This window comes from Arthrobacter sp. NQ4 (genome assembly GCF_029077345.1).
GTDB lineage: Bacteria > Actinomycetota > Actinomycetes > Actinomycetales > Micrococcaceae > Arthrobacter.
Genome location: NZ_JARETC010000006.1, coordinates 166666 through 178451 on the forward strand (window position 1 = coordinate 166666; position 11786 = coordinate 178451).

Genomic DNA, 11786 nt, shown 5'->3' on the forward strand with positions numbered 1-11786 from the left:
TTGTCATCGCAGGAACTCGTAGGCGTCGGCCTCAATCCTGTCAGTGATCCGCCAATATTCGGTGGTTTTGAAAGGCCACACCTGGGAGACCCTGTTAAAGCGGTTCTTGTACCAGTTGGTCACATAGGGCTGCCCCCACGTCATGCGGCGGTTCTCGGCGTCCACCCACTCGATGTGCCGGTCAAGTGCTTCCTGTTTTAGGTCGAGCGCAGCCTTGTCCCGCAGGAGGAGCTGGTGGATTGCCTCGACCGCGTACTCGGCGGCGCGCTCCATCATGATGTGCAGGCCGCCCGCGGCCACTCCTGTGGTGTTGGGTCCCAGCATCATGAACAGGTTGGGGAAATTGGGCACGGTGATGCCTGCGAATCCCTTTGCGTCTCCCTGCCAGTAGTCGTGGATTTCCAGGCCGCCACGTCCAACAATCTCAATGGGATCCAAATAATCGGAGGGCCGGAACCCGGTTGCGTAAATCACCACATCTGCGTCGATGTATTCGCCCGCGTCCGTTACCAGTCCGGTCGGGGTGAACGACTCCAGCCCGTCGGACACCACCGTGGTGACGGGTGCCATGAGCGCGGCGGCCCAGACGCCGTTGTCGCGGAGCATGCGCTTGGCCGACGGCGGGTAGTTGGGGATTGCTTTGTCGAGCAGGTCCGGACGGCCCTCGTACTGGAGCTCCATGCGGCGGATGACCTCCTGCCTGAAGGCCTCGTTCCTGGGGCTGACGCTCAGGGGAGCCTTGTCCCACCCTTCCTCGGCTTCAGCGATGTTGATGCGCCCTTCGATGCCAAGGGCAGTGACCCAGAGGCGGAACCACTTGCCGTAATGGGGCACCTTGGCATGCAGCCAATTGGCGGTGTCCGACATCGGCTCATGGTAGCTCTCGGCGGGCAGCATCCAAGGAGCGCTGCGTTGGAAGACGTGCAGGCTCTCCACCTGGTCAACGATTGCCGGGATGATCTGATAAGCACTGGCACCGGTGCCAATGACTGCCACCTTCTTGCCGCGCAGGTCCACGGAGTGGTCCCACTCCTGGGAGTGCATCTGCGCGCCCGTGAAGTGCTCCTGCCCGGGCCACGTCGGGATGTGGGGATGATCGAGCTGGCCTACGCAGGTGATGATGGCGTTGAAGCGGCGGGTTTGCCGGGTCCCGTCTGCGGATGCGGTGGTGGCTGTCCAGGTCCTGGTCACCTCGTCGAATTCCGCTTTCTCCAGCCACGTGTGGAGTTCCAGTTCATCCGCAAGTTCTGCGCGGTCCACCACCGCTTCCAGGTAGTCGAGGACTTCCTCGCCCTTGGCGAACTGATGCGGCCAGTCATCGCGCTGCGCAAAGGAGAAGCTGTATCCGTAGGTTGGGGTGTCCAGCCGGACTCCGGGGTAGTGGTTCTTCCACCACGTTCCTCCAATCCGGTGGGAGGATTCAATCCAGGTATAGGGGAGTCCGGCTTCCTTGAGTCTGTATGCTGCAGCGATGCCGGAGACACCGGCGCCCACAATCAGCGTCTCAAAGGTTCGCCCATGGGAAAGCTCCTCGAAAGACCAGTTGGCCGACCCGTTCCTTTTGGGGCTGATGAGTAATTCATGCTGCATTTCTCCCGCCCAGCCCGGATCCGAGCTGGTGCGTCCGCCGGTGAACCAGTCCAGGATGTAGTCCGTCTGCTCCGCGGTTAGTTCGGCTACGGTCCGGATGTCTTCATCGCGCAGGCGGCGCAGTCCTTCGAAGGCAATCTGCCGTCCGCGGGCGATCTCGTCCTCGTTCAGGCCTCCGTGGCGTTCCGTCGTGGCGCCCATGGGTGGCAACGGTGGGGAGAGGTCCGGCTCCAGCAGCGACATGTCCTTCAACGCCGCGGCCAGCGCGACCAAGAGGACCGGCAGTTCCGCACCTTCAACGAAGGTCCATAGCTCCTGGTCGGTCTCCGTCACCTGGGCATAGGCGTCCCTGGCGTAGAGGTCTCTGAAGCGGACGGGCGAGGTCCGGTTGGCGGTGGTCGCGGGCGAGGTCAAAGCATTCATGAGTTTCCTCCTGCGCGCCTTAACGGCGCGGGTAATGACGACGTTGTCTTGGTCAGGAAATAGCGCGTTATCCGCGCGGTTACTCGGGAACTAAGAGGAGTACTGTCAGCCCCTGTGAAGGCGGAAATCGTCCGTTGCGGTGCGGACCGCCGCGACGATTTCCGTAATACGTGGTCTCATGCGCTCCGCGGGCCCGGATACAGTTACTGCGCCGAGGACTTCCCCTTTGTCATCACGGACAACAGCACTGACGCCGATGACCCCCGGTTCGCTTTCCTCGTTGTTCAAGGCCCACCCGCGGTTGGAAATTTGGGCGAGTTCGGCAAGCAAGTGGTCGCGGTCGTGGATCGCCAGATCGGTGCCGGTAGTCCAGCTCCGATCCCCTGAGAACATCCGATCCACCTCTTCTGGAGGAAGGGCCGCCAAGAGGCATTTTCCAGCCGAGGTGATGTGGGCCGGAAGGCGGTGCCCCACCCGGGAGACGGCGCGGATGATGTGCGGGCTTTCCACGCATGCAAGGAACAACGCCTGGTCTTCCTTGAGGACCAGATAGTGGGCCGTTTCCCCCGTCTGCCTGGCCAACCAGGCAAGGGTTGGCTCGATCTCGGTGCGGATGTCGCCCTTGTTCGTCAGCGCCTGCGCCAGTTGCATCAGCGCCGGACCCGCAACGAACGACTTGTCGGTCGGGTGGCGTTCCAGCAATCCGGCTTGGGCCAGGGTGGACACCATTCGGTGCGCTGTTGATCGTGCCGCGCCAAGTTCCTCAGCCACGTCAACGATGCGAATGCTGGACCTTGAACGCAGCATGAGGAGTGTGCGGGCGGCATTCTCGACGGACTCAATGGGGTACCGGTAGGCCGGATCCGTCGAGGACTCCTCGGGGACGGTGACATTCATGGGGCTCAGCCTCTTCGTATGCGGGTGGTCTGTAGCCAGCATAGACAGACCTTGGGATGCGCCGGCACTACGCATGGACAGAACCTCCCACCAGCATGGCGGCCTCTTTATCTCGGGCCAACATCCGCGCCTCCCGGCATATGTACGCCCGAAGCTTGTCAATGGACTCCTCCAAAGCCCCCGCGCCCTTGCCGGCGTCGAACACGTAGGCGTCCGGCCGGACCAGCACCCAGTCGGCGTCAGCGGCACCCAACCAATCCGCGAAGCGGCTTCCTTGCTCAACAAAGCTTCCCGGGGTGGCGTCACCCGGCCCCGCACTGATGGCGGCCACAGAGACGTCCAGCAGTTCCAAGTGACTCTCCGCGGTGGCAGACAGACCGTCCAGCACGTTCGGCTGAACCGTCAGCAGCGTCAGTGAGGAACCGAGGAGATCGTCCAAAAGGACGTCCCGGTCACCGGCAATGCGCGGTTGGACGGCCAGTCGACCGCCCAAGGGGCCGTCCACGAAACCGGCCCCGAGTTGGGGCTGAAACGGCGGATTGGCCTCGGTTTGCGCCTCCAGCTTGCGGTCGCGTTCGGCTGCCTTGGCCGGATTCGTCTCGCAGACCATCTGGCCCACACGGACAGATTCGGCGATGTACTCCGTTACGTGGGGCCGCCGGCTGTCGGTGTAGGCGTCCAGGAATTCAACCGGAGCGGTCCCCTTTAGCACCTTGTTGAGCATCCAGGACAGCGTCATGGCATCCCGCATCCCGCTGATCATCCCTTGGCCCATGAACGGCGGCATCAGGTGCGCAGCGTCGCCGGCCAGCAATACGCGGCCCCGGTTGAAAATCGAGGCCACCAAGGACTGGAACGTGTACGTGGTGGACCGGAGGAGAGTGGCTGTCTCCGGAGTGATCCATCGACGCAGCTTGGGCCAGACGTTCTCCGGCTTGGCTGCTTCCACGGGATCGGCGTCATCGACGATCATGAACTCCCAGCGGTAGTGGTCGCCGCCCAGCCAGGCCATGTGCGAGGGCTGCGCAGGATCAAGAACCTGACCGGTGTCCGGAACCCCGGGGGCAGTGGCACCCGCTTCCATTTCGACGTCTATAACCACCCAGGTCGCTTGAAATCCGAGGTCATCCCTCGCTATCCCCGCCTGCTCACGGACCAGGCTGTTGGCACCGTCCGCCCCCACAACGAAACGCGCAAGGATAGGTTCCGTGCCGCCGTCGACCTTTACCTCAACCCTGTCACCGAGCTCGGAAATGGTCCGCACGTTGGTGGCTTGGCGAACGGTCACGCCCGGGGTCGACCTGGCCGTCGCATCGAAGATGCCCTCGATGTCCGGCTGGTAGAAGTGGTACGAGGATTCCCAGCCGCTTGGAGTTTCCCAGCCACGTGGCAGGTTGGACAGGACGCTGAGGTCGGCGCGGAGCAGCAGGTATTCGCGAGCCGGAACGATTGCGTCATTGATCTCCTTGGAGATCCCCATCGCCTGCAGGATCCGCATCGCCTCATGGTCAAGGTGGCAAGCGCGGGGGAGGGGATACAGGCCGGCTTGCTTGTCCAGGACTACCACCGACCATCCCTGACGTCCCAGCAGCGTGGCCAAAGTCTGGCCAACCGGGCCATAACCGACGATCGCGACGTCATAGTTCGTGGTTGCTTCCATCTCCTACTCCAGTCCCTGGCGGCGGAAGGACGCCGGTTCCGGGGTCTTGGCCATTGTGGTGCGCTGGGTCCCGAGGCCCTCGATTTCGATCAGCACCTCGTCGCCCGCCTGCAGCCACGGAAATTCGCCTTCGCCGTGGGTGCGGCTCAGTTCAAGGATGCAGCCCGTCCCGCAGGTGCCTGAGCCGAAGACATCGCCCGGGCGGACTTCGGTGCCGCGGCTGGCGTAGGAAACCATCTCTCCGAATGAGTAGTGGACGTCAGCCCAATTGGCCCGGGAGTATTCGACGCCGTTGAGCTTGAGAGACATGGCGCGGTCAAAGCCCGTTGCCGTCCGGTACGGCTCCAGTTCATCCTTGGTGACCAGCCATGGGCCGAGCGAAGTGGCGGTGTCCTTGCCCTTCACGGGGCCCATCGACAGGAGCATTTCTTCATGCTGGATGTCGCGGCCGCTCCAGTCGCACAGGATGCTGTAGCCGATGACAGCGTCTTCGCCCTCCTCGGCCGTGAGGTCCTGCCCGCCCTTGCCGAGGACGGCGGCAACCTCGAGCTCGAAGTCGAAGCGCTCCGAGCCCGGGGTCATGGGGATTTCGCCTTCGCCCTTGAAGTTGTAGGGGTTGGAGAAGTAGAACACCGGGATCTTGTACCAGAGCGGGTTCATCTCAAGGCCGCGCGATTCCCGGCCGGCCTTGACGTGCTGTTCGAAGGCATAGAAGTCGCGGAACGTGGGTGGCGTGGCTATGGGGGAGAGGTTGCGGACCGTTGAAGGATCGACGACGGGGCCGGCCTGCACTGCTTGTTCGCCCGCCTTCCGCAGGGCTTCTTCGCCCTGTTGAATCAGGCCGAGCAGGTCATTGTGGCCTTCGATGACCCGGTAGGTGTCGTCAACAACGACGCCCACGCGAGGCAGTTCGCCTTCGCGAGTGAATCGAACGAACTTCATGGCTTAGCGTCCTCCCACCAGCAGGGTGTTTTGGCGGTACTTGGACGGGGTCGGGGCCAATCCCAGGGCGCGGAAACCTTCGGGGAGGTAGTCGTTCCACTGGTTCCACCAGACTTCGCCGTCTTCCCACACCACAGGTTCGCGGTTGTCGTCATAAATCTGTTCGATGTCGGTGTAGAGCTCCACCACGTTTCCGGAGTGCTCCTTGTAGTAGCAGGCAATGTTGTTGCCCGCGCCGTGCCGGACGGGACCCCACAGCAACTCACGGCCCAGGGCGTGTAGACGGTCCCCGGCTTTGGTGAGGTCGCTGACGCCCTGGACCTCCCATGCGTGGTGGTGGAAAGTGCCGCGTCCCTGCAGGACGGCGATGCCATGGTGCTCGGTGTTGCAGCGGAGGAAGTAGCCCCTTGAACCGCCGCTGCCGATCACATCTGAAACCCGGAAGTCCAGGACCTTGGTCAGGAATTCCACCATCCCGTAATGGTCCTGCGGATGGAAGTTGAAGTGGCCGTAACGGTTGGGACCGAAACCCTTGGGGGCGATGCCGGCCTTCTGAACGCCCAGGGAAATTTCGAAGGCGAAGCCTTCCGGACCGATGAACGTGAAGCCGTCTTCTACGCCTTCTCCGGTGGGCTTCTCGGAGACGACCAGGAAGCCCTCGTCCTCTACCCGCCGTCGTATATCCCTGAGCGCGTCACCGTTCGCGGCGATAAGTCCCAAGGCTTCTAAGCCGTCGACATCGGACTCGACATACGTCAGTTCATGGTGCACGTCTGCGGCGGCCAAGTAGGAGACGCCATCGGCTCGCTTGTTTTCGCGCAGTCCAAGAATCTGCGTGGCGTCGAAGACGGACTGTTCAAGGTTGGAGGTCCGGATTGATACCGGCCCCATTTCGGAAATTGCGCCCCAAGACATTGGTACTTCACCTCTGCGTGAATAGAATGTTTGATGTTCCAGCAAGTGGAACGTGTTCTGCTGTACGGATGTTACGAGGACGCTAACAGTTTCAGTTCCGTGATCGCAACCTATTTTTTTTGAGCTAACGGTGTGGCTTGTGCTTCAGCTCACACTTCAAGTAGCGTGTGGTCATTCCCCGAAGCAGAACATGTTCTGCTCTGCAAAACTTTCGTTTTCCCTCTACAAAGATGTGACTTGGGAAAGGACATGAAATGACAGAACCAACGTCTACCCGCAGCCCAGAGTTGCGCAGCAGCTCTCGGGAGCGCCGACGCGTGGTCTTCGCGACCGTCGCCGGCACCACCATCGAGTGGTACGACTTCTTCCTTTACGCCACCGCCGCCGGCCTGATCTTCGCTAAGGTCTACTTCGAACCCGCCGGAGAAGCCGCCGCGCCGCTTCTGGCATTCCTGACGGTTGGCATCAGCTTCTTATTCCGACCGCTCGGTGCTTTCCTCGCCGGGCACTTCGGTGACCGTTACGGCCGCCGCGTTGTCTTGATGGCTACACTGGTCTTGATGGGTGCTTCGACCGCACTGATTGGCTTGTTGCCGACCTTCGATTCCATAGGATTGATCGCTCCAATATTGCTGGTCCTGTTGAGGATCCTGCAGGGCATCTCGGCGGGAGGCGAGTGGGGAGGCGCCGCACTCCTGGCCGTTGAGCACGCCCCAACTCGCCGGCGCGGACTCTTCGGCGCGTCACCGCAGATCGGAACCCCCCTTGGGCTGCTGCTGGCGTCGGGCATGCTGGCCACTATGACCCTGATCGCGCCAGGTGAGGCTTTCCTCGAGTGGGGCTGGCGCGTACCTTTCGTCCTTTCCGTGGTGCTGATCGTCGTCGGCTACTACATTCGACGTCGGGTGGACGAGAGCCCGGTGTTCAGCGAAATGGCTGAACGCAAGAAGGAAGCCCGTGCGCCGATTGTTGAGCTCTTCAGGAATCACTGGCGCTTGGTCCTGCTGGCAGCCTTGATTCCGTCCGCAAGCCAGGCTGCCGGCTACATGACTACCGGCGGTTACATCCAGCGGTATGCCACCGATCCTGCGGGCCCGGTTGGTCTGAATCCCGGTGAGGTCCTCTGGGTGGTCACTGCGTCCGCCGTTTCCTGGCTGGTTTTCACCCTCGTTGGCGGGGCGCTCTCTGACAAGCTCGGACGTCGTAAGACGTTGCTCCTCGGCTGGCTCCTGCTTGCTGCCGCACTACTTGTCCTTTTCCCGCTGGTAAACACGGCCTCGACCGTAGGCCTCTTCGCCGGACTGACCCTGGTGACTGTTGGCCTGGGAATGGTCATCGGCCCCTTGTCGGCGCACTACACGGAAATCTTCCCTGCGACGGTGCGATTTTCCGGGGTTTCCATCGCCTATGCATTGGGCGCCATCGTTGGCGGTGCGTTCGCTCCCACCATCGCTCAGGCCTTGGTGCAAGCCACGGGGTCCACCGGCGCCGTGACGGTTTACCTGGAAGTGATGGTGGTGGTATCCATCATCGCCACCCTCCTGGTCCGCGACCGTACAGGAGTTCACTTGGGTGCAGACATGGAGGACCGGGTTGGCGGCCCCATCCAGGGAGTGAATGCCTAAGATGCTGCGACGCACGGATAGCCTGCGGCCGGACCAAATGGAGCCGGACCAGAAGAATCTCTACGAAGCCATCACGCGGGGCGCCCGGGCGCAAGGCCCGCAGCACTTCGCCCTAACGGATAACCAGGGACGTCTCAACGGGCCGTTCGGCGACTTCCTGTTGTCACCATCGGTCGGAATGGCGCTCCAAGGGCTTGGTGCCGCACTGCGCTACGAAACCGAACTGCCCGCCCGGGCGAGGGAACTCGCGATTCTCCTCGTCGCGGCCCGCCATCATTCAACCTTTGAGCGGGAGTCGCACGAGGCCGTAGCCGGGGCCCTCGGATTCAGCTGGGCCGAGTTGGATGCTATCCGGCGCGAAGACCTGACGCCGTTCGACGGAGTGGAATTGCTGGTTGGCCGCACCGTCCTGGCACTGCTCGACGGAGACCTTGGCGATTGTGCTTGGTATGAGGCGGAGGATGAACTCGGCCAGCGCATGGTCTTCGAGCTGGTGACGCTGGTGGGCTACTACTCAACATTGGCGTTGCAGCTTCGGGTATTCCGGGTGGATTCCCAAAAAGCTGCGGACAACCCGTCCAGGGGGTTGCTACCTGTCGCTGATTGAGCATCACAGGATCTCAACCAGCACCTGGCCACAGGTCCACGCATTGCCTCGGAACCGATCACCGTTCCGAGGCAATGCCGTGCTGCCCACCCCCCCCGTGGCACTGGCAAGATGTCATGGTGGGAAGGAGTGAGGACGTCGCCCCCGCCCTCGGCCGGCCACGCAGGCCCTCCAGCTATGCAGGACTTCATGCGCAGCTTGCCGAGGAATGCGTGGTTGGCCAGATCAAACGGTCACTGTTCTCAGCGTCGGAAACGCCCAACAACTGCTGCGACTCCTGTCTCAATGAGAATCCTGGCAACTGGACCCTAGTGGTTGGCCTTGAGCGTGTCGTTTAGGTATCCAAGCTGACGCACCCAATGGTGCTCTTGACCACCCTCATGGCTGTTAAAGGGATAGACGTCAATGGATTTGGCTGGCCTTTTTGCTAACTTCGAGACGATTCCCGCTCCGTAGCTGTTGAAAGAGGCAAAAATTGTGGATGGCGGGCAGACATCGTCGAGCAGCGCTACCGAGTACAAGGCCGGTGCGATGGACCTGCTGGCGAGGTGGACTCCGTCGAAGTAGTTGAGGACCTCGAACGTTTGCTTGGGACGGTCGCGGTGGCGGGCGAGGAATGTTGCGATCTCGGGGTAGGGGCCGCGCTGCGCAAGGCTGATCCCGCGTGGAAAGTCTTGGAGGAAGGGTACATCTGCCAGCACCGCCCGAATCCCATCAAGCCTTCCGGCTGCAAGCCCCGCCGCTGCGAGGGCGAGCCCCCCGCCTTGGCTGATCCCCGCCAGAACGATGCTGCTCGCTTCTACTTCGGGCAGGCCTTGGACGGTTTCGATTGCCCGGAAGGCGTCCACGTACAGCCTGCGGTAGTAGTAGTCCTCCTTTGAGCCGAGCCCCCGCGTCATGAGGCCGGGGTAGGCAATTCCTCCGGCGGAAGGGTGGGGGTCCGGGGTATCACCTGTAATCCCGCCGTAGCCTTGCCCTCGCGTGTCCATTATGAAGTGGGCATAGCCTGCCTGCGCCCACTTAGTGTCCTGCTGCACCAGGCCTCTGCCGCCGGAGTAGCCAATGTACTGGACCACTGCGGGCAGCTGCTGGTCCCGCGGCCGGTGCGCAGGGACGTGTAGCCAGCCCCGGATGCGTGCTCCTCCATAACCAGTAAAGGAGACGTCGAAGCTGTCGATGACCGACAGCAGATTTTCGACGGGCGTGACGACGGGTTGCAAAGGGAGGGCCCTGGCTTCGGTCAGTGTGTCGTCCCAGAACGCGTCGAAGTCCTCCGGCTCGGTTGTTGAGGACGTGTAGCTGCGCAGTTGTTCCAGCGGCATATCAATGGTCGGCATACGGAAACTCCATCGTCTGGGGCTTGTACTCCCGCCTCCGGAAGCGGCGGACTGTAAGATCTGGGAATAACTCAGCGGAAAGAGGACAGAGGACGTCCCATCTCCTGTATCATCAGTGTAACGAATGGCCGCCGCCGCAGTGTGGTCGAAGGAGATGACGTGACATTAACACCCGCCTCGGTATCGTCGGCAAGGTTCAGCGCGCAGATCCGCTCCCAGGCTTTGCAGACAAGGATCATGGATCTCATCCTGGAGCGTGGCTTGGACGTTGGCGATGCGCTTCCGACCGAGAGCGAACTGTCCGCTGAACTGGGCGTAGGCCGTAATACGGTGCGCGAGTCATTGAAGGTCCTGCAGGCCCTGGGCGTCATTGAGATCCGACACGGTTTCGGCATGTTTGTTGCGCCGAACAACTTCAGCGCCTTGGTATCGGGACTGACATTCCGGGGCCGCCTTTCACTCCGCCATAAGGGCGAGGAGGCGCGGGAGTTGATTGATGTGCGTCAGGCCCTGGAATCGGGCCTGATCGGATCGGCCATTGATCTTTTGACGGACGAACACCTTGCTGATCTTCGGGCCACCATGGAGGCGATGGAGGCCGCGGCGGGGCAGAGTGAACCCCTTGCCCAGCATGATGCGGAGTTTCACCGCCGTCTCTACGCACCCCTGAACAACGACCTGCTGATCAACCTGATGGACGTGTTTTGGCAGGTGTACCGCCAAATCCATGAGGCGCTGGGCTCAGGCCCGGTCAACCTTGAGGAACAAGTTCAGATTCATTGGGACATTTACGACGCCGTCGCAAAAAGGGATAAAGCTCTGGCTTCGGAACGTCTCCAGCGCCACTTCGACGGGATCCGCCGGAAGCTCAAAGACGTCGCGTCCTCCTAGCCTCACGACACCGGGGTAGAAGAAAAACACCTCTGTCGTCCCGAATCGGCGTGTGGATCGGTCCGCGCCTTTTTCGTTTCCAGCGTCTGCCGCAGAACGGCCCGATGCCCCCACCAACTAGAGAGCGCCATTTTGCCATGGAAATTTATGTCGTCCCTGACGCGCCCGCGACAGGAGTCATTGCCGCCGGTATCCTCGCCGCCGTCGTGCGCAGCAAACCCAATGCAGTCCTCGGTATCGCAACCGGCAGCTCACCCATCCCGGTCTATAAGGCGTTGGCCGCCCATGGCCTGGACATGTCACAGGTACGGGCCTTCGCCCTGGATGAATACGTCGGCCTCCGGGCAGGGCATCCGCAAAGCTATGCGGAAGTAGTCCGGCGTGAGGTGACCGAGCAACTGGGCTTGGACCCTGCTCGTGTTGCCGTCCCTGATGGCGGTGCCGCCGACCCACATCAGGCGGCAGTCAATTACGATGCAGCGATCCGGGAGGCGGGGGGCATTGACGTGCAGCTGTTGGGGATAGGCCATAACGGCCATATCGCCTTCAATGAGCCCGGCTCGGAGCTGGATTCGCGGACACGGGTGGAGGTCTTGGCGGACCGAACCCGGCAGGCCAATGCACGGTACTTTCGCTCCCTTGAGGACGTCCCCACCAGATGCATCACCCAAGGGCTGGGAACAATCCTGGAAGCCCGGCAGCTGTTGATGGTGGTCCGTGGGGCCGACAAGGCCGAGGTTCTGGCCGCGGCGCTGTCCGGTCCGGTTTCGCCCGACTGCCCCGGGTCCGTGCTGCAGCTCCACCCGCACGTGACCGTGGTGGCAGACCAAGCTGCAGCTATGCACTTGGGTGCGTGCAACGCGCAGGTGCGCGTGCAGATCGCTACGCCCAGCCCCTGA

At 62.1% G+C, this 11786-nt stretch carries 10 protein-coding genes; 4 read left to right on the forward strand and 6 right to left on the reverse strand.

What is annotated here, in order from left to right:
* Nucleotides 1-3 precede the first annotated feature (3 nt).
* From PUN51_RS12530 to PUN51_RS12550, 5 genes are all read right to left on the reverse strand, one after another.
* Nucleotides 4-2013, reverse strand: coding sequence for a flavin-containing monooxygenase (locus PUN51_RS12530; RefSeq protein ID WP_275181172.1), 2010 nt, complete (start codon nt 2011-2013; stop codon nt 4-6).
* Between the two features lie 105 nt (nt 2014-2118).
* Nucleotides 2119-2910 carry an IclR family transcriptional regulator gene (locus PUN51_RS12535; RefSeq protein ID WP_275181173.1) on the reverse strand — a complete coding sequence of 264 codons (792 nt, stop codon included), beginning with the start codon at nt 2908-2910 and terminating at the stop codon, nt 2119-2121.
* Between the two features lie 67 nt (nt 2911-2977).
* Nucleotides 2978-4570: a bifunctional 3-(3-hydroxy-phenyl)propionate/3-hydroxycinnamic acid hydroxylase gene (locus PUN51_RS12540; protein ID WP_275181174.1), complete on the reverse strand. Its 1593-nt coding sequence runs from the start codon at nt 4568-4570 to the stop codon at nt 2978-2980.
* A 3-nt stretch (nt 4571-4573) separates the two neighbouring features.
* Complete coding sequence (locus PUN51_RS12545) at nt 4574-5512, reverse strand: fumarylacetoacetate hydrolase family protein (protein WP_275181175.1); 939 nt, start codon at nt 5510-5512, stop codon at nt 4574-4576.
* A gap of 3 nt (nt 5513-5515) precedes the next feature.
* A complete protein-coding gene (locus PUN51_RS12550; RefSeq protein WP_275181176.1) occupies nt 5516-6403 on the reverse strand; it encodes a VOC family protein in 888 nt (295 codons plus the stop codon).
* 278 nt (nt 6404-6681) lie between these two features.
* Between PUN51_RS12550 and PUN51_RS12555 the strand changes: the two genes are divergently transcribed.
* Together PUN51_RS12555 and PUN51_RS12560 are read left to right on the forward strand one after the other, a co-directional pair.
* Entirely contained in the window at nt 6682-8052 is a 1371-nt protein-coding gene (locus PUN51_RS12555) for an MFS transporter (RefSeq protein WP_275181177.1), read from the forward strand.
* Complete coding sequence (locus PUN51_RS12560) at nt 8045-8659, forward strand: carboxymuconolactone decarboxylase family protein (RefSeq protein ID WP_275181178.1); 615 nt, start codon at nt 8045-8047, stop codon at nt 8657-8659. The genes PUN51_RS12555 and PUN51_RS12560 overlap by 8 nt, the downstream gene beginning before the upstream one ends.
* 308 nt (nt 8660-8967) lie before the next feature.
* Here PUN51_RS12560 and PUN51_RS12565 read toward each other — a convergent pair whose 3' ends face one another.
* The gene (locus PUN51_RS12565; RefSeq protein ID WP_275181179.1) at nt 8968-9996 is read right to left on the reverse strand and encodes an acetylxylan esterase; all 1029 of its coding nucleotides are present in this window, start codon (nt 9994-9996) and stop codon (nt 8968-8970) included.
* Between the two features lie 159 nt (nt 9997-10155).
* On the opposite strand from PUN51_RS12565, the gene PUN51_RS12570 reads away from it, so the two are divergent.
* Together PUN51_RS12570 and PUN51_RS12575 are read left to right on the forward strand one after the other, a co-directional pair.
* Nucleotides 10156-10887: a FadR/GntR family transcriptional regulator gene (locus PUN51_RS12570; protein ID WP_275181180.1), complete on the forward strand. Its 732-nt coding sequence runs from the start codon at nt 10156-10158 to the stop codon at nt 10885-10887.
* Between the two features lie 137 nt (nt 10888-11024).
* A complete protein-coding gene (locus PUN51_RS12575) occupies nt 11025-11786 on the forward strand; it encodes a glucosamine-6-phosphate deaminase (protein ID WP_275181181.1) in 762 nt (253 codons plus the stop codon).

Bases quoted from the DNA above. Each gene is read 5' to 3' on its own strand.
- PUN51_RS12535 (WP_275181173.1), bottom strand. From the start codon at position 2,910: ATGAATGTCACCGTCCCCGAGGAGTCCTCGACGGATCCGGCCTACCGG.
- PUN51_RS12575 (WP_275181181.1), top strand. From the start codon at position 11,025: ATGGAAATTTATGTCGTCCCTGACGCGCCCGCGACAGGAGTCATTGCC.
- PUN51_RS12550 (WP_275181176.1), bottom strand. From the start codon at position 6,403: ATGGGGCCGGTATCAATCCGGACCTCCAACCTTGAACAGTCCGTCTTC.
- PUN51_RS12540 (WP_275181174.1), bottom strand. From the start codon at position 4,570: ATGGAAGCAACCACGAACTATGACGTCGCGATCGTCGGTTATGGCCCG.
- PUN51_RS12555 (WP_275181177.1), top strand. From the start codon at position 6,682: ATGACAGAACCAACGTCTACCCGCAGCCCAGAGTTGCGCAGCAGCTCT.
- PUN51_RS12530 (WP_275181172.1), bottom strand. From the start codon at position 2,013: ATGAATGCTTTGACCTCGCCCGCGACCACCGCCAACCGGACCTCGCCC.
- PUN51_RS12560 (WP_275181178.1), top strand. From the start codon at position 8,045: ATGCCTAAGATGCTGCGACGCACGGATAGCCTGCGGCCGGACCAAATG.
- PUN51_RS12565 (WP_275181179.1), bottom strand. From the start codon at position 9,996: ATGCCGACCATTGATATGCCGCTGGAACAACTGCGCAGCTACACGTCC.
- PUN51_RS12545 (WP_275181175.1), bottom strand. From the start codon at position 5,512: ATGAAGTTCGTTCGATTCACTCGCGAAGGCGAACTGCCTCGCGTGGGC.